The organism is Streptomyces sp. NPDC033229 (assembly GCF_055576875.1).
Map to the genome: position 1 here is coordinate 1 of NZ_JBVIQR010000045.1, position 19,387 is coordinate 19,387.

Genomic DNA, 19,387 nt, shown 5'->3' on the forward strand with positions numbered 1-19,387 from the left:
GTCAACGTCATCTGGGCACTCATCCGTGACCGACGGTGCTACCAAGTGGTACCGCCCGTCACCTCCATGGCTTGACTTCAGCATTGGGAAGCGGTCGGCGGCCGCCCGCTCAGGGGCCGGATTCCCTCGCACCCCGCGCCCCGGAGTGCGACCGTGGTGATGAGGCCTTTACGGCGATCGCGGAGAGTGGTGGGAATCATGGAGATTCCGGTGGTCGTAGGGGTGGACGGGTCGGAAACCGGACTGCGGGCGGTGGACTGGGCCGGGGAGGAGGCGCTGCGCCTGGGCCTGCCCCTGCGCATGGTCTATGCCTGTTTGTGGGAGCGCTACGAGGGAGGCGGCCCCCCGGACCCCGAGCGCCCCTCCGAACGCGTCCTCGCCGATCACATCGTCTCGGCCGCGATGGACCGCGCCCGTCGCCAGGCCCCCGAGATACGGATCTCCTCGCTGATCCGGCCGCAGGACGCCGTGACGGCCCTCCTGGAGGAAGCCCGCTCGGCCACGATGGTCGTCGTCGGCTCGCGGGGCCGGGGCGGGCTCACGGGGCTGCTCCTGGGCTCGGTGAGCCTGTCGCTGGCGGGCCGGTCCCCCTGCCCGGTGGTGGTGGTGCGCACCGCACGGCCCGACCCCGCCGCACAACCGCACGGGGTGGTGGTCGGGATCGGCGGCGCCGCCGAGAGCGGGCAGGCCCTCCGGTTCGCCTTCCGCGAGGCGGAGACGCGCCGATGCCGACTGGTGGCCATCCGGGCCTGGCGGTCCCCGATGCACCGCCCGATGGGCAACCCCCTCTTCACGGGCGACCCGGTGACCGCGCACCGGCGACAGGCCGCGGACATCCTGGACGACGCCCTCGCGGGCTTCCGGCGCAGCCATCCCGACGTGGACGTGTGTCGCGAGACCGTGGAGGGATCAGCGCACCACGCACTGCTGGCGGCGGCCGCCACCGCGGAGCTTCTGGTCGTCGGCGGGCGGCGGCTGTCCGGGCACGGCGGCCTTCAGCTCGGCCGCAGCAACCACGCCGTACTGCATCACGCGCCCTGCCCCGTCGCCCTCGTCCCCGAGAGGGTGTGACGGGCGTCGGCCGTGGGGGCACCGCCCGGTGACGGGGTGCCGTATCCGCCGCCGCCCGGCGTCCGGACCACCAGCACATCGTCCGGCCCCACCTCGACGGAGTCGCACCCGGCCAACGGCACCGTGCTGCCGTCCGCGCGCTCCACGCGGCTCGCGCCCAGGGCGCCCGGGGAGCCGCCGGCCATGCCGTAGGGCGGCACCCGGCGGTGACCCGCGAGCGTGCTCACCGTCATCGGCCGGCGGAAGCGGATCCTGCGCACGGCGCCCTCGCCGCCGCGCCACCGTCCCGCACCACCACTGCCGTGCCGCACGGCGAACTCCTCCAGCAGTACGGGGAGGCGCCATTCGAGGACCTCGGGGTCGGTCAGCCGTGAGTTGGTCATATGGGTCTGCACCACGGACGCGCCGTCGAACCCCTCGCCCGCGCCGGAGCCGGAGGCGACGGTCTCGTAGTACTGATGGTGCTCGTCGCCGAAGGTGACGTTGTTCATGGTGCCGGAGCCCTCGGCCTGCACACCCATGGCGGCGTAGAGCGCCCCGGTGATGGCCTGGGACGTCTCGACATTGCCCGCGACCACGGCGGCCGGGTGGACCGGTGCCAGCATCGAACCCGGCGGGATCACGATCCGCAAAGGGCGCAGACAGCCGTCGTTGAGCGGGATGTCGTCGGCGACGAGGGTCCGGAAGACGTAGAGCACGGCGGCCGTCACCACGGAACTCGGTGCGTTGAGGTTCGTGTCCAGCTGAGGTGACGTACCCGTGAAGTCCACCGTCGCCGTGCGGTGTTCGCGGTCCACCGAGACGCGCACGGCGATGACCGCCCCCGAATCCGTCTCGTAGCGGTACGCGCCGTCCTCGAGCGCGTCGACGACCCGGCGCACGGCCTCCTCCGCGTGGTCCTGGACGTGGCGCATATAGGCCCGCACCACGTCCAGGCCGAAGTGGTCGATCATCTTGCCGACCTCCTCCACGCCCTTGCGGTTGGCGGCGATCTGGGCGCGCAGGTCGGCGAGGTTGGTGGCCGGGTCGCGGGACGGGTAGGGCGCCCGGGTCAGCAGCCGCAGTGTCTCGGCCTCCCGGAGCCTGCCGTTCTCGACGAGCAGCCAATTGTCGAACAACACCCCCTCCTCGTGGATCTCACGGCTGTGCGCCGGCATGGAACCGGGGGTCAGCCCGCCGATCTCCGCGTGGTGACCACGGGAGGCGACGAAGAACAGGATCCGCGCGCCCCCGGCCCCCGTCCGGCCGGTCCCGTCGTCGAAGACCGGGGTCACCACGGTCACGTCCGGCAGGTGGGTACCGCCGTGGTACGGATCGTTGACCGCGTAGGCGTCACCGGGCTTCATGGCCCCTTCACGGCGCCGGATGACTTCCTTCACGGTGGTGCCCATCGAACCGAGGTGCACCGGGATGTGCGGGGCGTTGGCGATGAGACTGCCGTCAGGATCGAAGAGGGCACACGAGAAGTCGAGCCGCTCCTTGATGTTGACGGACTGCGCCGTCGACTCCAGCCGTGCGCCCATCTGTTCGGCGATGGACATGAAGAGATTGTTGAAGATCTCCAGGAGGACCGGATCGGCCGTGATCCCGACGTCGGCCTCGGCGGGGGCCGCCACGCGCTCGACGAGCAGGTGCCCCGCCGGGACGGCGGCCGCGTGCCAGCCCGTGTCCACGACCGTGGTGGCGTTGGCCTCCGTGATGACGGCCGGGCCGGTCACGGACGTGCCGGGCCGCAGGCGTTCCCGGCGGTGGAGGGGGACTTCACGCCAGGCACCGTCCGTGTAGAGCGACGCGGTGTCCTCGGCAGTCTCCTCGCCATCGAGCCCGTCGAGCCCACCGAGGTCGGGCTGTGGTGTGAGGCCGGTCGCCTCGACCGACAGGGACTCGACGACGACCGGGCGGTCCATGAGGAAGGAATACATCGCCCGGTGGCTCGCCTCGAATGCCGCGGTCATGCCGGCCGGGTCGGTGAGCTCGACCGGCACGGTGGTGTCGGTTCCGTCGTAGCGCAGTAGCGCGCGCCGCGCGATCCGGATGTGCGCCGCGGGGACGTCCTCGTCGAGGAGTTCGGCGCGCGCCGCCGACTCCAGCTCACCGGCGACCGCGCCGATGCGCTCCATGTGTGCCTCGTCGAGCGGTACCTCCACCGACTGCTCGCGCATCGCCGTGGTGTCGGCGAGGCCGATGCCGAGCGCGGAGAGCACCCCGGCCATCGGCGGTACCAGCACGGTGCGGATACCGAGCGAGTCGGCCACCGCGCACGCGTGCTGGCCGCCCGCGCCACCGAAGGTGGTCAGCGCGTACCCGGTGACGTCATGGCCCTTCTGGACGGAGATGCGTTTGATCGCGCTGCCGATGTTCGCCACGGCGATCCGCAGATACCCCTCGGCGACCTGCTCCGGCGAACGACGGTCGCCGGTACGCGCGCGGATGTCCTCGGCCAGCTCGGTGAACCGCCGCCGCACGATCTCACCGTCCAGGGAACGGTCGCCGTCCGGCCCGAACACATGGGGGAAGTGCGCGGGCTGGATCCGGCCGAGCATCACATTGGCGTCGGTGACGGTCAGCGAGCCGCCACCGCGGTAGCAGGCGGGCCCCGGGGCGGCGCCGGCCGAGTCCGGGCCCACCCGGTAGCGGCTGCCGTCGAAGCGCAGGACCGAACCGCCGCCGGCCGCTACGGTGTGGATGTCCAGCATGGGGGCCCGCAGCCGGACACCCGCCACCTGGGTGGTGAACACCCGCTCGTACTCGCCCGCGAAGTGCGACACGTCGGTGGACGTGCCGCCCATGTCGAAGCCGATCACCTTCTCGAACCCCGCCAGCCGCGACATGCGCACCATTCCGACGATGCCGCCGGCCGGGCCGGACAGGACCGCGTCCTTGCCGCGGAAGTGCCCCGCTTCGGCGAGACCGCCGTTGGACTGCATGAACATCAGCCGCACGCCCCGCAACCGGTCGGCGACCCGCTCCACATAGCGCCGCAGGACCGGCGAGAGATAGGCGTCGACGACCGCCGTGTCCCCCCGGGGCACCAGCTTCATGAGCGGGCTGACCTCGCTTGAGAGCGACACCTGCGGGAACCCGATCCGCTCGGCGAGAGCACCGATCGCCCTCTCGTGCGCCGGGTGCAGATGGCTGTGCAGACACACCACCGCCACCGCGCGGATGCCGTCGTCGTAGGCGCGCCGCAGCTCCGTGGCCAGGGGGCCGAGCTCCGGGGGACGCAGGACCGTGCCGTCTGCGGTGATGCGTTCCGCGACCTCGATCACCCGCTCGTACAGGGCCTGGGGGAGGGTGATCGCACGGTCGAAGATCCGGGGCCGGTTCTGGTAGCCGATGCGCAGCGCGTCACCGAAGCCGCGGGTGATGACCAGTGCCGTCCGCTCGCCCCCGCGCTCCAGAAGGGCGTTGGTCGCCACGGTGGTGCCCATCCGTACGGCCTCCACCGTGCCGCTCGTGACGGCCTGGCCCTCTCGCAGGCCCAGCAGCGTGCGGATCCCGGCCACGGCGGCGTCCTGGTAGCGGGCGGGGTCCTCCGACAGGAGCTTGTGCGTCAGCAGCCCGCCGTCGGGGCGGCGCGCCACGATGTCGGTGAACGTACCGCCCCGGTCGACCCAGAACTGCCACTTCCCACCGGCGCCGTCCGTCAACGTCCGCTCCCTTCACCGCCGGTCGTGACGCGGCCCGCCACGACTCCTACCGCAGGGTGATCTCCTCGCCGATGCCCCGCTCGCGGGCGGCGGCGAGGACCAGCGCCGCGGCGGCCGCGTCCTGCACCGCCACACCCACCGATTTGTAGAGGGTGATCTGCTCCGGCGAGGTGCGCCCCGGCTTGTCGCCCGCGACGAGCTCGCCGAGTTCGGTGTGGACGTGCCCGGCGGTGATGACGCCGTCGCGGATCGGCTCCAGAAGGTCGTTGCTGCCGGTGGGGAAGGGGGCCAGCGCGGTCCGCCGCGACTCGACGCACACCAGGGCGTCGGCGACGGTGGCATCGTCGATCTCCCGGCCCTTCGGGTTGTACCCGACCGAGGTGATGTGCACTCCGGGTGCCAGCCAGGGCCGGCGGACCACCGGATCCGTGGTGTGGGTGGCCGCGGCGGCGATGTCGGCGCCGTCGAGTGCCTCGGCGTAGGTCGGCACCGCCCGTACCTCGGCGTCGAGTACGGACGACAGCTCCTCGGCCAGAGCGGCCGCCTTCGCCGGGTTACGGCCCGCCACCCGGATCTGCCGGATCGGGCGGACCCGGCACATGGCGCGGGCGTGCGAACGGGCCTGCACCCCGGTGCCCAGGACGGCCAGCACGGAAGCGTCCTCGCGGGCCAGGAGCCGCGCCGACAGCGCGGAGCAGGCACCGGTGCGTTCCGCGGTGATGGCCGTACCGTCCAGCAGGCCCACGGGCTCGCCCGTCTCCGGGTCGAACACGACGATCAGTGCCTGGTGGGTGGGCAGCGGCGTTCCCGTGTTGTGGGGAAAGAGGGAGACCAACTTGCTCATGAGCACCCCGGCCGAGGGCACATGGCCGGGCATGGCGGCCAGCAGCGCCTCGCGCTCGGGCACCTGCGCGGCGACCCGGTCCGGCGCCGAGGCGCGGCCCGCACTGAGATCTGCCATCGCCGTCGCCAAGGTGTCGATCAAGTCGTCCAGGTCGAGAAGGGTCTCGACCTGGGTGGGCCCCAGAACCAGCACACGCCTCAGCCTCCCGATTCGCCGTCCCGCCGCGCGGTCGGGGCGTCGGCCCGCAGGCGGGGCCGGTTCGGCCACGAACACACCACGCCGACGGGCACGTTCACCGTTCGTACGCCTCCGAGCGCGTCCGAACGTGTTCGACTGTACGCGTGGTCCGCCTCGTGTCCGTTCCGCCGTGCCCCCGGTTACGGCGCTGTCACCCGCCCGCCTCGGATTCCGGCCGCGGCGCCCGGGGCGCGCGGCGGCGGACGGTGGCGTGCAGAGGGGCGGCGGGCTGGAGCAGCAGGCCGGCCTGGACCGCCGCCTCGCCCGGGTCGACGTCCACGTGGTACCGCAGGCCCACCGTGGCCAGCACCATGGTGGCCTCGACCAGGGCGAAGCGGGCGCCCAAGCAGCTGCGTTGGCCACCACCGAAGGGGAACCAGGCGTGGTCGGGGACGGGATCGGGGGCGTCGGGATCCCAGCGCTGCGGGCGGAAGGCCGTCGGCTCGGGGAACCACCGGGGATCCCGGTGGGTGGACCACTGACTGCACCACACGACCGTGCCGGGTGGCACGGCCGTACCGCCGAGGGTCGATCCCTCCCGGGCGACGGCGGCGAGCAGCCAGGCGGGCGGATACAGTCGCAGCGCCTCCTTGACGACCTGTTGGGTCCAGCTCAGCCGTTCGTAGTCGTCGATGGTGGGCAGCCGCCCGCCGAGCACCCGGTCGAGTTCCTCGTCGAGCCGGGCCCGGGCCTCCGGTGACCTCGACAGGAGGTACCAGGCCCACGTCAGCACGGTGGAGGTGGTCTCCTGACCGGCTGCCCAGAGCGTCACCGCTTCGTTGCGGACCTCCTGGGCGGACAGCGGCAGGCCCCGGTCGTCCCGGGCCGCCAGCAGCCTGCTCAGCAGGTCCTCGCGCGCCTCGGCGCCCGCACCCGCGGCCCGGCGCTCACCGATCAGCCGGTGCACCTCGGCGTCGATGGTCGCGACGGCGGCGAGCAGCCGCCGGCGGGCCGGCGTGCGCACCCAGGACGGCAGGAAGAGAGCGATGCCCCGCAGCTCGGCCCCGACCTCTCGCTGCGCCACGGCCATCGCGTCGCCCAGCGCGCGGGCCTGGTCGCCGATGTCGTTGCCGAACAGCGTCCGCACCACGATCCGCTGGGTGAGCAGCGCCATCTCCCCGCGCACGTCGACGCGCCCGCCGTCCGTCCAGCGGTCGGCCGACCACCGCGCGCAGTCGGCCATGGTCGCGGCGTACGCGCGGACCTGACGGGGGCGCACGGTCGGCTGCACGAGGGAGCGTTTGCGGCGCCAGTCGGCTCCCTGGCTGAGGATGACGCTCCGGCCGGTCACTTGCTTGAGCGCCCAGCCGATCTCGAGCGTGTCGTAGGTCTGCTCCACGGCACCCAACAGCTCGGCGATGTGTTCGGGGTGGGAGACGAACAGGCTGCGCCTCGGACCCAGCGACCACGTCACCGCGTCCCCGAACTCGTCGCGAAGCCGGGTGAGGAAGGTCAGCGGGTCCTGGCCGAAGGCGGGGAGATTCCCCAGCAGCGGCAGACCGCGCGGGCCGGGGACGGGACGGAGCGGCAGAGCGGTCGCGGTCATGACACGACCCCCAGGCAGTACGAAGACCTTCGAAGTGGGTATTCATGATGATTACCCACCGCTCGACCGTGTAAAAGGCGGAATCGGGTGATGTGGTGACGTACTGACAGGGGCCGCCGGGGGCCGCGGCCGTGGCTCGTCGGGCTATTCCGGTGGGCGCGGGCCGGCGGTCAGGGCGAGGCTGCTGGGGAGGGCCGCGCAGGCGTCGCGCACCTGGGCGGCCAGACCGGCGCGGGTGGGCGTGCCCGGCCCGGCCGTCCAGGTGTCCAGGGCGCAGTGGAAGGCGGCGACCAGCATGTCCACGGCCAGCCGGGTGCGCGGGTCCTCGGGGTCGGCCAGATCGAGGCGGCGGTGCAGGATGGCGCGCGCGGCCCGGCCGGTGTCGTGGCAGAAGTGCAGGCCGTGCGCGTCCATCGACGGGGTGACAGCGGCCAGTCGGCGGGAGAGCAGGACGCGGTGGGCCCAACCGTCGGCGGTCATCCGGTCCATCGCGGCCAACAGGGCGTCCCGCAGCATCTCCAGCACCGGGCCGTCCCCGGGCTCGCGCGTCTGAAGGTCCTCGAGGAAGGCCCGCCACAGGTCCTGGGTCGGCGCCATGGCGACATCCTCCTTGCCGGCGAAGTAGCGGAAGAACGTGCGCTTGGAGATGTCCACCGCGTCGCAGAGCTCGTCGAGGGTCACCCCGTTGAAGCCCCGCTCGGTGAACAGCTCCAGGGCGGTGTCGGCCAGGGTCTGCCGCGTGCGCTGCTTTTTGCGTTCGCGCAGCGGGATCCGGTCGTCGGGGTCGCGGGGCGGCAGCGCGTTGCTCATGGCGGCAAGCGTACCCGAGGGGTGAATGCCACTTGCGCGCTTATGCCACTCAGTGGCATAACTGTGTTTCCGATCTTCACCGGCCCGGTCTTCACCGACCCGATCTCCCGTGACGATCCGATCCCCAGTGGTCCGATCCCCAGTGAAAGGTGCACCTCATGCGTGCCCTGCTCGTCGACCGATCCGTTCCCGCCGGCCTCCGCCTCGGACAGGCCCCCGACCCCGAGCCCGCCCCGCACCAGGCCCTGGTGCGAGTGACGGCGGCATCCCTCAACCACGGCGAGGTCGAGTTCGGCCTGAAGGGCGCACCCGAGGGCACCGTCCTCGGGTGGGACGCGGCCGGAGTCGTGGAGCGGGCCGCCGCCGACGGCTCCGGACCCGCGGCCGGTACCCCCGTGGTCACGCTCGGCGCCGACGGCGCCTGGGCCGAACTACGGGCCGTCGACACCGACTTGATAGGGGTCGTCCCGGCGGGAGCCGACCCCGGGGCCATCAGCACGGTGCCCGTGGCGGGCGCCAGTGCCCTGCGCGCCCTCCACCGCGTCGGGCCCCTCCTGGGCAGGCGCGTTCTCGTCACCGGAGCCACGGGTGGCGTCGGCCGGTACGCCGTGCAGCTCGCCCGGCTCGGCGGAGCGCACGTCATCGCCTCCACCGGAGACCCGGGAAAGCACGCTGACGGCCTCCTGGAGCTGGGAGCCCACGAGGTGGTCAACGGACCGCTCCAGGTCGACGGGCCGGTCGACGGTGTCGTGGAGCTGGTGGGAGGGCAGCAACTCGTGGACGCCTACGGCAAGCTGGTCGAGCGGGGCACCCTGGTCGCGGTCGGGCACTCCGCGGGGCAGAGCGAGACGTTGCCGTTCGGCGCGCTCTTCGGTGACCAGGGCCGGCACGACCGCGTGATCACCTCCTTCTTCCTGCTCGGCTGCCCGGGGCTCGCCCGCGACCTGACCTGGCTCGCGGACAAGGTCGCCACCGGCGGGCTCGACCCGCAGATCTCCTGGCGCGGCGGCTGGGACGAGGCCGCCGACGCGATCGGCACCCTGCTCGAACGCCGTCTGCACGGCAAGGCGGTGCTGGACATCCCCTGATACGAGATCAGCCCGTCCGGCGTTTGAGGACAGAGCACAGTAGCCCGTCCGGCGTTTGAGGACGCGCCCACAGGGCACTCGCCGCCGCAGGCGGCACAGTGGTCGGCAGTCGAAGGCCCGCCGGTCAGGCCCACGCGGCGGCGCCGTGCACGGTGTTCGCCCCGAGAACCTCGCAGCCCATCGCCGCCACCGCCCCGAGCACCGCCCGGCGGGCACGCTCACTGTCCCCGGGCGGGAACGCCACCCGGATCTGATGGCCGTACGCCGTCTCGTACGTCAGCCGCCAACCGGTCTCCACGGTCGCGAAGTGGTCCTGGCGGCTGTCGTCGTACACGGAGTGGAAGCTGCCCCGGTCGACGGTGGGCGCCAAGGCCTCACGCAGGATACGCAGCCGCTCCGGGTAGGGCAGGGGGCCTTCCGACAGCGGAACGTACACATGGACCTCCTCGCGCGCCGCGTCGAACCACGGGGCGAGGCCCTCGTCGTCGGGCATGACCTCGGAGACGATCCGGCCGCTGGTCCAGCCCTCGATGAAGTCGGTGGCACAGCAGTGGTATTCCTCGTGGTCGTCGTCGCGCGACCAGACCACCACCGGCCAGGAATCGGGCTCTCCCACGGTCAGCCAGCACAGATGGTGGCCGACATCGGTCAGCCCCCAGGCGAGAAGTCCGCCCGGTTCCGGGAACAGCGGATACGGATAGCGTTCCGGGAACATCTCCCGCGACGAGCCGTAGTCCTCGAGCAGGTCCGCCGAGAGCCGCACCGGGTTGTCCTCCCCGAACGGGGTGCACAGCCCGATGACGTCACAGAACTCCCCCCGGCCGTAGGTGGCGACGAGTGCCTTGAAATCGGACGGCAGACGGGTCCCGAGCGAGGCCTCCGCGGCCGCCCAGTCGCCCTGACCGCCCGTCGGGTGCGCCGGCGGCGGCACCCGCCGGACGAGGTCGGTGAGCAGAGGGCTGGAAAAAGATATGCGGCCACCCTAATCGGGCCGCGGCGCCGCTCCGCCGATAGCCTGGTTCCCCCTCTGTACAGCAACATCTGTACTGCAACCACGCGAAAGGGGTCCGTCATGGTGAAATTCACCGGCGCCGTCCCGGTTCTGACCGCTGTCGACGTGTTGGCCGACGTCGCCTTCTGGGTCGATGCCCTGGGCTTCGAAGAGGACTTCGCGGACCGGGACTTCGCGGGCATCCACCGAGGTGACGTACAGCTGTTCATCAGCCGGACGGAACACCAGGTCGTCGCCGACAACACCTCCGCGTGGGTGGAAGTCGTAGGCCTCGACGCCTTGCACGAGGAGTGGTCGCGGGTGGTCTCCACCGACTACGCGGACGTCTCCGGACCGGCCATGACCGAGGTGGGCGACTCGCCCGCGGGCCGCGAGTTCGCGCTGCGCGACCCCGCCGGGAACTGCGTCCACTTCGCCGCCGAGCGCTGAGACGACGGGCGGCAGCCACGCGGGACCGTGCAGCGCTCCTGCCCGAGCGCTACGAGCAGTCGGAGTGGTAGGCGTAGGGCCGGTCGGGGCACCGGGTGCAGACGAAGAGGTATATGCCGCCCATGTCGCCGAGCATCAGCCCCGGCGGCCCCTGGACCATTTGGCGCTCCTCGTAGGGGAGGTCCCAGATCTCGCCCGCGGCGGGCGTGTCCTCCAAGGGCAGCCAGCCCCGCCACGACTCCCCGTCGAACTCCCTGCTGTTGACCGTCAGCAGATGGTCCATGCGCAGGCCGCATCCGGTGCAGTCGGGCCAGTACGGATCCTGGGTCCACGTCGGGTATCCGCCGACCTTGACGCCGTGTGGCACCGAGAGGTGGGACCAGTACGACCAACCGGTCTCCTCCTCCACCTCCTCGAACCGCTCCTCCAGCGCGTCGGCGATGTCCTCGGGCAGATCCCAGTTCGGGTACTCGGTGACCCGCTCCGGGTGCAGCACGCACGGGTCGGGGAGGTAGTCGTCGTGGGCACCGGCCGGCCGGTGCGGTGCGACGGGGGCACCGTCGCACCGGGCACTGTCCCACCAGTACAGCTCCGGGCGGGGCACATAACCGGCCCTGTGGTCGAAGGGGCACCACAGGACCTGCAAGACGTCCGTTCCGGTGGGAAAGGGCAGCTCGGGCACATCGACGGCGAACAACTGGAGCACCGGCACCAAGGGCAGCGCACCGGCCGCCGGCGGCGGCGCGAACGCCGTCGACGGATGGTCGTCGTCGCAGTGCGGCCAGTCCACCGACCGCGGCCACAGCACCGGCCCGCCCAGCGAACTCTCCCGCACTCCGGGGTTCCCGGGCCGTGGGTGCAGTCGGACCGCGTCCCTGCGATAGGGGACGACTTCGGGGAACAGCGCCTCCACGTCGAGGGGGCGGGGCGGGGTGGTACGAGCCATGGCGGGCACTCCTGACGAACCGGCTCACGCACGGCGGCTCCTGCCGCGGCGAATCGAGAGCCTAACCCCCGGGTAGGACACACCCGCCGATGAACTTGCGTTGAAGCACGCTCCAGCTCATAGCGTCGTGGGCACGACCTCACCGAAGGGAACACCGTGCGATACACACTGTTCGGCAGGACCGGCCTGCGTGTCAGCGAGCTGAGCCTGGGCGCCATGACCATCGGCGACGACTGGGGGTGGGGCGCCGCGAAGGACACGAGCGGGCGCATCCTCGACGCCTACGCCGACGCGGGCGGCAACTTCATCGACACGGCCAACGTCTACACCGACGGCGCCTCGGAGACCATTCTCGGCGAGCTGCTCGACGGTCGCCGCGAGAGTTTCGTCCTGGCGAGCAAGTACACCTGCGCCACCGGCAAGGGCGATGTGAACGCGGCGGGCAACCACCACAAGAACCTCGTGCGATCGGTGGAGGAGAGCCTCGGCCGGTTGCGCACCGATCGCCTCGACATCCTGTGGGTGCACGCCCGGGACAACTTCACACCGGTCGAGGAGGTCATGCGGGCGTTGGACGACCTCGTCCGCGCCGGAAAGGTGCTCTACATCGGCGTCTCCGACTGGCCCGCCTGGGAGATCGCGCAGGCCAATACACTCGCCGAGCTCCGCGGGTGGACCTCGTTCGCGGGCTCGCAGCTGCGCTACAACCTGCTGGATCGCACACCGGAGCGTGAACTGCTGCCGCAGGCCCGCGCCTTCGACCTGGCCGTGCTGGCGTGGAGCCCGCTCGCGGGCGGCAAACTGACCGGCAAGTACCGGCGCGGCGAGACGGGCAGGCTGAACGCACCGGGCTGGGACAGCGGGACGGACCGCAGGGAGGACGAGATCATCACCACGGTTGTGGAGATCGCCGAACAGGGCGGCTGGAGCCCGGCGCAGGTGGCGCTGGCATGGCTCAGGGGCCGTCCCGGCAACATCGTCCCGATCATCGCCGCCACCAAGGAGAGTCAGCTCGCCGACAATCTCGCCGCCGCCGAGGTCGCACTCGACGCGGCCGCCGTCGAACGGCTCGACGCGGTGAGCGCGGTGCCGCTCGGATTCCCGCACGACTTCCTCCGGGAGCCGGGCATCACGGAGAACGTCTACGGCGACCGGTGGGCCGCCATCGAGGACCGACGCTCCACCTGTCGCCGCACGACCGGTGAGGTTCTCTAGGCGGTCAGCCGCTCGAAGCCGGCCGGTGCCGGTGGGGGACCGTGCGGCCGGCGTCTCTACCGGGCCGCTCGGAAGATCAGGACGCTGTTGTGGCCGCCGAATCCGAAGGAGTTGCTGGCGACTGTCCGCAGGGACTGCTCGCGCGGGGCGGCGGCCACGATATCGAGGTCGATGCCGGGCCCTGGACTGTCGAAGTTGGCTGTCGGGGGAATGAGCTGGTCCTGTAGCGCGAGGACGGAGAAGGCCGCTTCAATGGCGCCCGCCGCCCCGAGGGTGTGTCCCGTGACGCCTTTGGTCGAGGTCACCGGGGGAGGGCCGGCAGGGAAGAGCCGGCTCAGGGCCTGTGCCTCGATACGGTCGTTCATGGGAGTGGACGTGCCGTGGGCGTTGATGTGTTCGATGTCGGCCGGATCCATGCCCGCATCGGCCAGTGCCGAACGGAAGGCTCGCTCGATTCCGGCACCGTGGGGGTGGGAAGCCGCGTAGTGGTAGGCATCGGTGGAGGTCCCGTACCCCTGGAAGTAGGCCCGGACCGTCGCGTGCCGTGCGTCCGCGTCCGCTCCTCGTTCGAGGACAAGGATGCCGGCCGCTTCGCCGAGGACGAATCCGTCGCGGTCCTTGTCGAAAGGCCGGCTGGCGCGGGCGGGGTCCTTCACGCGTGGTGAGAGGGCCTTCATCTGGGAGAAGCACAGTGAGGTGACGGGATGACAGGATGCCTCGGATCCGCCGGCCAGCACGATGTCGCAGCGGTCGGCGAGCAGGAGGTCGCGTGCCACTCCCAGGGCGGTGGCACCGGAGGCGCAGGCGGTGCTCACCGCCATGCTCGGTCCCATGATGCCCAGATCGATGGCGACCTCGCCGGCGGCCATGTTCGTGGTCATGCGCGGAACGGTGAGGGGGGAGACGGTCAGCGGCCGTCCGTCGAATTTGCGCTGCATGGCGTCGTCCATGGCGTATTTGCTCTCGGTTCCCACGCCGATGACGACGCCGACGCGGGCTCCGTCCCAGGTTTCGGGGGAGAGCTCGGCGTCGGTGACGGCTTCGCGGGCGGCCGCGATGGCGAATTGCACGAAGCGGTCCATGCGCCATACCTGGGGCCCCAACGTCGCCATGGCGTCGAAGCCGGGTACCCGGCAAGAGAAGTCGACGGGCATCCCCTTCAGTTCGGGGTCCGTGGCGGCGGTGGAAATGCCGATGCGGACGCTGCGCCAGGAGGTGTCCGTTCCCAAACCACCGGGGGTGAGCAAGCCCAGTCCGGTGACCGCGATGTCCGTGCGGTTCACGACGGGGCCTGCGTGGTGGGGGCGGGAGTCTCCGCCCCCGGAGTCGCGGTTCGGTGCTGGAGCTCCTCGAGCGCGGCGACGAACTGGGTGAGGGTCATGGTGGCGATGTCCGCGGGTGGGTCGGTGCCGGCGAGCGGGGCGAGACCGACTTCGTCCTGCAGTACGCAGGAGAATTCCACCAGTGCCAGCGAGTCCAATCCCAGGCCCTCCAGCGTACTTTCGGGGTGGATCTGCCCGGCGTCGAGGTTGAAGTGACGAGTGAGGCAATCCTTCACCGGTTCGTACAGAGGTGACGTCATGGGGGCCTCCTGGTTGGGGCACGGGTCGGGGTAGAGACAGGGGTTCGTTCGGGGCGGGGTGTCAGCCGCGGCGGCTCTCCGTGGACGGAGGGGCCAGCCCCGCCACCTTGGCGCCCCAGTCCGGATCGGGGGTGTAGGCGAGATCACGGCGGGCAGCGGAGATGTCGAACCAGTGGGAGGTGGTGAGTTCCGCCGCGACGAACCGGGTCAACGGCGGCTCGCGTTGCGTCCGCATGAGCCGGTAGAGGAATTCCGCGCCGACGCCGAGCGGCTCGGCGCAGCGCCGGGGCAGATGACGGATGCGCACGGGCCGGCCGAGTACCACCGTCAGCAGGGCGGTCAGTGTCTCGTTGAGGGTGCGGGGGGCTCCTTGGGTGATGAAGTAGGGCCGTCCAGCCGTGGCGCCGGCGGGGGTCAGCCGTTCCAGGGCCAGGGTATGGGCGACGGTCGCGTCGGTGACGTGGACGGTGTCGATGCGGTTCTCCCCGTCGCCGGGGATGGTGATGGTCGCGCCGTGGACGTGCCGGAGGAGGGCCGGAACGAGGTGTGGGTCTCCCGGACCCCAGATCAGGTGGGGTCGCAGGACGGTGGTCGCCAGGTCGGCGCCGTTGGCCGCCAGGACGATCTGCTCGGCGAGTTGTTTGGACCGCGAGTACGGGCTGAGATGGCGCCGGGCATAGGGCAGCGATTCGTCGCCGCCTTCGATGTCGTTCCCGTCGAAGACGACGCTCGGGGAGGAGGTGTGGACCAGGCGGGGGACGCGGTGGGCGCGGCAGGCATCCACCACATGGCGGGTGCCCAGGACGTTGATGTCCCGGAACTCCCGCGCGGCACCCCAGCAACCCACCTTCGCGGCGCAGTGCACGACGCCGTCGCAGTGCGCGACCGCGGCGCGCACCCCCGCGGCGTCACGCAGATCCGCGGTGTGCTGCTCGACGCCGAGGGCTGCCAGGCTCGGCTCACGCCGTCGGCTGAGGGAACGGACGTCGTGGCCGGCGCCGAGGAGCTGGCGGCAGATGGCGCGGCCCAGGAAACCGGTGCCGCCGGTGACCAGGACTTTCATCGGTCCGTCTCCGATCCGGGGCGGGCTCCCCCTGCACCGTGCGGTCGCCGCCGCCCGCACCGCCGCCGCCCGAGCAGGCACCGGGCGGCCCAGCGCGACAGTTCCGTCCGGTCGATCTTGGAGTTGTGGCGGATGTCGACGGGCAGTTTTCTCCGGAACAGCACGAAAGTGATCGTCGCGCCGGACGGCAGGGGTGCCGCGGCCGCCAGGACGCGTACGAGAAGCTCGTGATACCGGCGACGCCGGTAGTGCGCGTCCGGCTGGATGCACAGGACGGGCGTCTGAGCATCCGCCGGGCCGATCCCCACCAGGGCGCAGCGGCTGACTCCGGGCACGGCGTCGAGCGCTGCCTCGATGGGTTCAGCCGCGAGGTAGCCGGTGGCGGTTCGGATGCGGTGGTCGATACGTCCGCAGAACCACAGGCGGCCCGCGCCGTCCATCCAGCCGAGGTCACCGGTGCGGTGAACCACATGACCGGCCTCGGGGACCTTGCTCAGGTCGGTGGCGCGCGTGTTGCCGGCGTAGTGGGAGCTGACGTTCGGCCCGGCCACGGTGATCTCGCCGATCTCCCCGGGCCCGGCCGGCCAGCTCGATGACCACCGGGCCACGGCGCCGGGCCGCACCCGTACGATCCGGACCCGCAAGGGGGACACCGGCCGGCCCAGGCAGACACCTTCGCCGCGCAGGGTGGCCCGGCTCGTGCCGTCCAGGAGTTCACGACTTTCGACCGTGCTGACCGGAAGACACTCGGTGGCCCCGTAGACGCTGTGCAGCCGCGCTGTGGACGGCAGACTCCCGCGTAATTGGGTGAGGACGGGTAGGGGCAGCGTCGCACCGAAGCAGTGCACATCGGTCAGGCCGTCAAGGCGCTCTCCCCGGGCGGCGCAGTGTGCGCTCAGTGCGGTCAGGACGGCGGGCGAGCCCAGCAAGACGGAGGCACAGCCGGCCGTGACGGCTTCGGTGAGCTTCCGGGGATCCGTGCGGCCCGGGCGGGAGAAGTCCATGCGAGGCAGGACGCTGGTGACTCCCAGCAGGGGCCCGAACAGCACGAAGGGCAAGAACGCCGATACCAGCACGGTCCCCGGAGAGATCCCCAGAGCGGAGTGGAACAACTGGAGTTGGGAGCACAGGTGGCTGTGTGTGTACACGGCGCCCTTGGGCAGGCCGGTGGATCCGGAGGTGAAGGCAATGAGGGCCGCTCGGTCCGGGGACGGCTGGAAGGTCACCGGGCTTGGAGGCCGGGTCCGGCGCCGTCCGGCACGGGGAGGGGGCAGAGCGAGGGAAACCGTCGAGCGCGCCCAGCCGAGAGCCAGCCGCGCCAGGTGCGCGAGCCGGTCACCGATGAACACGGTGGGAGCCGCGTCGGCCAGACATCGCTTGACGGCATCACGCGGCAGATGCGGATCGACAAGAACCGGTACGGCACCCAAGGCGATCGTGGCGTAGACGCTGACCAGGAAATCGACGGGAGCCCTCACCAGGATCACGGTGTGCGCGCCGGCTGTGACCCCGGAACTTCCCAGCAGATCAGCAGCCCGCAGACACTCCTCGTGGAATCGGGTGAACGTCCAGGTGGCCGCCCTTCCGGACGAATGATCCACCAGCGCGGCCGTATCCGGTCGCTCGCCCGTACGGCGGGCGAAGATGTCCAGCACGTTGTCCATCAGCTCGGCGCTCCTTTCCTGAAGCGTGTGCCGGAATCGTGGGACGGGGCGCGGCGGGGTAGTCGGGAATCCGACGAGGAAAGGAAGGCTCGCACGTCGTGCACCAGGCGGTCTGCCGCGTCTTCCATCACGTAGTGGCCCGCGTGCGGATACAGGTGCAGCGCCGCCCGCGGCAGCCGCCGCGTCCATTCGGCAAGCACCACATCGTCGAAGACCGGGTCGCGCATGCCCCACCCGATGAACGTGGGCAGGCCGGCGAGGGAGTCCAGATCGTCGCCCAGACGCCGGGCCTCGGTCCAGCCGATGTCGGCCGGCCCCAGTGGAATGTCCTTGACGAAGCGCAGAACAGCGCCGCGGTCCCGCGGACGCCGGTAGGGAGCCAGGTAGGCGGCGCGGACGGCCGTCGGCAGGGGACCGCGTACTCCCAGGCGGACAGCGGCGTGCACGAACCCGTTGGCGTGGTGGGCCAGTCGGCTCAGCGGCCAGTGCCTGATGGCGCGTAGACCCCGAGGCAGCCGGTAGTCGGCAGGCCAGGGGAACCCCACGGTGTTGAGGAAAACGAGGCGCCCCACGGTGCCCGGGCGCAGGCGAGCCAAGCGCAGGCCGATGGGGCCGCCCCAGTCGTGTGTCACCAGAGTCCACCCGTGTTCGGGGGCGCCGTGCTCCTCGACGAGGTGGTCGACGAGGCGGTTCACCTCCGACGCGCGGTGAACGGCGATCGGGGTGCCCACCGGGTCATCGAGCCGGTCCGAGAGCCCCATGCCCATGAGATCCGGCGCGACACAGCGATAGGTGTCACGCAGGCCCAGGACGACGTGCCGCCACAGGTAACTCCACGACGGGTTCCCGTGCAGCATCAGCAGCGGCCGACCGACGCCTTCGTCCAGGTAGTGCTGACGGGCCCCACCCTGGCTGAACCAATGCCCCCGGAAGGGATAGTCGGGGAACCGCCGCGCCTGCTCGGCGGAGAGTCCGATGGCCCGGCTCATAGGCGGATCACACCGATTCCGGCACTGGCACCGGCGGCCAGGCCGATCAGCGCGACCAGGTCACCTGTCTTGACCTGACCGCTTTTCATGGCCTGGGCGAGTTGCAGGGGAAGGGAGGCGGATGCCACGTTCCCGTGGTCCGACACCGTGATCAGAACCCGCTCGGGCGCCAGCCCCAGTCGCTTGCGCACCTCTTCGACCTCTGCCACGGCCACTTGGTGCATGGCCACGAAGTCGAAGTCTTCCCAGGTGAGCCCAAGTCCATCGAGTATTTTCCAGGGGTGGCCATCGAGGCTGCGGAAGGCCTGGCGCATGGTGATGCCGTTCATGGCGAAGAAGGAATGCTCGTCCGCACCACGGGGATGGACAGTTCCTCCGGTGGCGACGGTCGCACACTCCCATACAGCCGACCGGGCCGCGAACTCCGTTCCCAGAACGCCGCGTCGGCCGGCGGACCCGCCCGTGTCGCCCACGCCTTTGTCGCCGACCCACAGCGTGGCGGCGCCGGCGTCGGAGAAACCGTAGGAGGCGAAGGACCGCGCGAAGGCCGCGGCGTCGGGCACCGACCAGCGCACACAGCGCGAGGGCGCTTCCCCGGTCACCACGAGCACTCTTTCGTACTGTCCTGACGCGATCAGCGCCTGGGTGACCTCGATGGCGTTGAGAACACTGTTACAGGCGTTCTTGAGGTCGAAGACAGGACAGCCAAGGCCCAGCTTGGCCGAGACGATGTGCCCGGTGGCGGGCTCGATCATGTCCTGACTCGACGATGCGAAGATCAGCAGGTCGATTTCATCCGGCCGGACGCCGCTGTCGGCCAGCACCTGGGTTGCCGCGGCTGCCGCCAGGTCCGACGCCTGCTGGTCATCGGGGAGGACGTACACGCCTTTCACGCCGGTCAGTTGCGAGATCAGGCCCCGCGGGGGCCGAAAGTCGGCACTGGAGTGCCCGATCGCGCTTTCGATCTCCACCGCTGATACGTAGCGATCCGGGAGATGGACGGCGATCCCTTCCAACAGGGCCCTGGAATCAGGCATGGTGAAGCACCTCCGATGAAAAAACCATCGGTGTTCCCCGGGGATCACGACCGAGAGCCGGGCCGATGAGGAACGGGAAGAAATTCCGGTGGGATGAAGAATCGAGCGAGGAGCCCCGTTGTCGTGGATTCATCTCAGCATGCCCAGACCGGAAGAGGCCCGTCCATCTGTTGTAGGGGGCGCACGGTAGTGAAGACGGGGCTC

16 protein-coding genes are annotated in these 19,387 nt (G+C 71.0%); 4 read left to right on the plus strand and 12 right to left on the minus strand.

What is annotated here, in order from left to right; translation table 11 throughout:
• The first annotated feature begins 198 nt into the window (after nucleotides 1–198).
• Nucleotides 199–1,071 carry a universal stress protein gene (locus ACZ53N_RS29930; protein WP_469143933.1) on the plus strand — a complete coding sequence of 291 codons (873 nt, stop codon included), beginning with the start codon at nucleotides 199–201 and terminating at the stop codon, nucleotides 1,069–1,071.
• Here ACZ53N_RS29930 and ACZ53N_RS29935 read toward each other — a convergent pair.
• The 4 genes from ACZ53N_RS29935 to ACZ53N_RS29950 all read right to left on the minus strand — a co-directional run bounded on the left by ACZ53N_RS29935 (nucleotide 1,029) and on the right by ACZ53N_RS29950 (nucleotide 8,158).
• A complete protein-coding gene (locus tag ACZ53N_RS29935) occupies nucleotides 1,029–4,721 on the minus strand; it encodes a hydantoinase B/oxoprolinase family protein (RefSeq protein ID WP_469143934.1) in 3,693 nt (1,230 codons plus the stop codon). The two genes, ACZ53N_RS29930 and ACZ53N_RS29935, sit on opposite strands and share 43 nt — an antisense overlap.
• 46 nt (nucleotides 4,722–4,767) lie before the next feature.
• Nucleotides 4,768–5,757 (minus strand): ornithine cyclodeaminase family protein, encoded by a 990-nt coding sequence (locus tag ACZ53N_RS29940; protein ID WP_469143935.1) that lies wholly within the window; start codon nucleotides 5,755–5,757, stop codon nucleotides 4,768–4,770.
• Between the two features lie 196 nt (nucleotides 5,758–5,953).
• Complete coding sequence (locus ACZ53N_RS29945) at nucleotides 5,954–7,348, minus strand: cytochrome P450 (protein ID WP_469143936.1); 1,395 nt, start codon at nucleotides 7,346–7,348, stop codon at nucleotides 5,954–5,956.
• Between the two features lie 144 nt (nucleotides 7,349–7,492).
• The gene (locus ACZ53N_RS29950) at nucleotides 7,493–8,158 is read right to left on the minus strand and encodes a TetR/AcrR family transcriptional regulator (RefSeq protein WP_469143937.1); all 666 of its coding nucleotides are present in this window, start codon (nucleotides 8,156–8,158) and stop codon (nucleotides 7,493–7,495) included.
• A gap of 158 nt (nucleotides 8,159–8,316) precedes the next feature.
• Here ACZ53N_RS29950 and ACZ53N_RS29955 point away from each other — a divergent pair, with 158 nt between their 5' ends.
• Nucleotides 8,317–9,246, plus strand: coding sequence for a zinc-binding dehydrogenase (locus ACZ53N_RS29955; protein ID WP_469143938.1), 930 nt, complete (start codon nucleotides 8,317–8,319; stop codon nucleotides 9,244–9,246).
• Between the two features lie 124 nt (nucleotides 9,247–9,370).
• Here ACZ53N_RS29955 and ACZ53N_RS29960 read toward each other — a convergent pair whose 3' ends face one another.
• Nucleotides 9,371–10,177 (minus strand): SMI1/KNR4 family protein, encoded by an 807-nt coding sequence (locus tag ACZ53N_RS29960; RefSeq protein WP_469143939.1) that lies wholly within the window; start codon nucleotides 10,175–10,177, stop codon nucleotides 9,371–9,373.
• A 141-nt stretch (nucleotides 10,178–10,318) separates the two neighbouring features.
• On the opposite strand from ACZ53N_RS29960, the gene ACZ53N_RS29965 reads away from it, so the two are divergent.
• On the plus strand, nucleotides 10,319–10,687 hold the full coding sequence (locus ACZ53N_RS29965) for a bleomycin resistance protein (protein WP_432903215.1): 369 nt from the start codon (nucleotides 10,319–10,321) through the stop codon (nucleotides 10,685–10,687).
• A 49-nt stretch (nucleotides 10,688–10,736) separates the two neighbouring features.
• Here the strand turns inward: ACZ53N_RS29965 and ACZ53N_RS29970 are convergent, their stop codons facing one another.
• The gene (locus ACZ53N_RS29970) at nucleotides 10,737–11,633 is read right to left on the minus strand and encodes a DUF1963 domain-containing protein (RefSeq protein WP_469143940.1); all 897 of its coding nucleotides are present in this window, start codon (nucleotides 11,631–11,633) and stop codon (nucleotides 10,737–10,739) included.
• 156 nt (nucleotides 11,634–11,789) lie between these two features.
• Here ACZ53N_RS29970 and ACZ53N_RS29975 point away from each other — a divergent pair, with 156 nt between their 5' ends.
• Nucleotides 11,790–12,848: an aldo/keto reductase gene (locus tag ACZ53N_RS29975; RefSeq protein ID WP_469143941.1), complete on the plus strand. Its 1,059-nt coding sequence runs from the start codon at nucleotides 11,790–11,792 to the stop codon at nucleotides 12,846–12,848.
• Between the two features lie 56 nt (nucleotides 12,849–12,904).
• Here ACZ53N_RS29975 and ACZ53N_RS29980 read toward each other — a convergent pair whose 3' ends face one another.
• The 6 genes from ACZ53N_RS29980 to ACZ53N_RS30005 form a co-directional block, all read right to left on the minus strand.
• The gene (locus tag ACZ53N_RS29980) at nucleotides 12,905–14,131 is read right to left on the minus strand and encodes a beta-ketoacyl-[acyl-carrier-protein] synthase family protein (RefSeq protein ID WP_469143942.1); all 1,227 of its coding nucleotides are present in this window, start codon (nucleotides 14,129–14,131) and stop codon (nucleotides 12,905–12,907) included.
• Nucleotides 14,128–14,430, minus strand: coding sequence for an acyl carrier protein (locus ACZ53N_RS29985; protein ID WP_469143943.1), 303 nt, complete (start codon nucleotides 14,428–14,430; stop codon nucleotides 14,128–14,130). The genes ACZ53N_RS29980 and ACZ53N_RS29985 overlap by 4 nt, the downstream gene beginning before the upstream one ends.
• A gap of 61 nt (nucleotides 14,431–14,491) precedes the next feature.
• On the minus strand, nucleotides 14,492–15,493 hold the full coding sequence (locus ACZ53N_RS29990; protein ID WP_469143944.1) for an NAD-dependent epimerase/dehydratase family protein: 1,002 nt from the start codon (nucleotides 15,491–15,493) through the stop codon (nucleotides 14,492–14,494).
• The gene (locus ACZ53N_RS29995) at nucleotides 15,490–17,157 is read right to left on the minus strand and encodes an AMP-binding protein (protein ID WP_469143945.1); all 1,668 of its coding nucleotides are present in this window, start codon (nucleotides 17,155–17,157) and stop codon (nucleotides 15,490–15,492) included. The genes ACZ53N_RS29990 and ACZ53N_RS29995 overlap by 4 nt, the downstream gene beginning before the upstream one ends.
• Nucleotides 17,157–18,146, minus strand: a complete 990-nt coding sequence (locus ACZ53N_RS30000; RefSeq protein WP_469143946.1) for an alpha/beta fold hydrolase — start codon at nucleotides 18,144–18,146, stop codon at nucleotides 17,157–17,159. Before ACZ53N_RS30000 ends, ACZ53N_RS29995 begins: the two co-directional genes overlap by 1 nt.
• Nucleotides 18,143–19,183 (minus strand): 3-oxoacyl-ACP synthase III family protein, encoded by a 1,041-nt coding sequence (locus ACZ53N_RS30005; protein ID WP_469143947.1) that lies wholly within the window; start codon nucleotides 19,181–19,183, stop codon nucleotides 18,143–18,145. The genes ACZ53N_RS30000 and ACZ53N_RS30005 overlap by 4 nt, the downstream gene beginning before the upstream one ends.
• Nucleotides 19,184–19,387: the final 204 nt, after the last annotated feature.

Excerpts from the sequence above, each read along its gene's own strand:
- ACZ53N_RS30000 (WP_469143946.1), bottom strand. The coding sequence starts at position 18,146 with ATGAGCCGGGCCATCGGACTCTCCGCCGAGCAGGCGCGGCGGTTCCCC.
- ACZ53N_RS29970 (WP_469143940.1), bottom strand. The coding sequence starts at position 11,633 with ATGGCTCGTACCACCCCGCCCCGCCCCCTCGACGTGGAGGCGCTGTTC.
- ACZ53N_RS29985 (WP_469143943.1), bottom strand. The coding sequence starts at position 14,430 with ATGACGTCACCTCTGTACGAACCGGTGAAGGATTGCCTCACTCGTCAC.
- ACZ53N_RS30005 (WP_469143947.1), bottom strand. The coding sequence starts at position 19,183 with ATGCCTGATTCCAGGGCCCTGTTGGAAGGGATCGCCGTCCATCTCCCG.
- ACZ53N_RS29955 (WP_469143938.1), top strand. The coding sequence starts at position 8,317 with ATGCGTGCCCTGCTCGTCGACCGATCCGTTCCCGCCGGCCTCCGCCTC.
- ACZ53N_RS29965 (WP_432903215.1), top strand. The coding sequence starts at position 10,319 with ATGGTGAAATTCACCGGCGCCGTCCCGGTTCTGACCGCTGTCGACGTG.
- ACZ53N_RS29990 (WP_469143944.1), bottom strand. The coding sequence starts at position 15,493 with ATGAAAGTCCTGGTCACCGGCGGCACCGGTTTCCTGGGCCGCGCCATC.
- ACZ53N_RS29930 (WP_469143933.1), top strand. The coding sequence starts at position 199 with ATGGAGATTCCGGTGGTCGTAGGGGTGGACGGGTCGGAAACCGGACTG.
- ACZ53N_RS29945 (WP_469143936.1), bottom strand. The coding sequence starts at position 7,348 with ATGACCGCGACCGCTCTGCCGCTCCGTCCCGTCCCCGGCCCGCGCGGT.
- ACZ53N_RS29995 (WP_469143945.1), bottom strand. The coding sequence starts at position 17,157 with ATGGACAACGTGCTGGACATCTTCGCCCGCCGTACGGGCGAGCGACCG.
- ACZ53N_RS29950 (WP_469143937.1), bottom strand. The coding sequence starts at position 8,158 with ATGAGCAACGCGCTGCCGCCCCGCGACCCCGACGACCGGATCCCGCTG.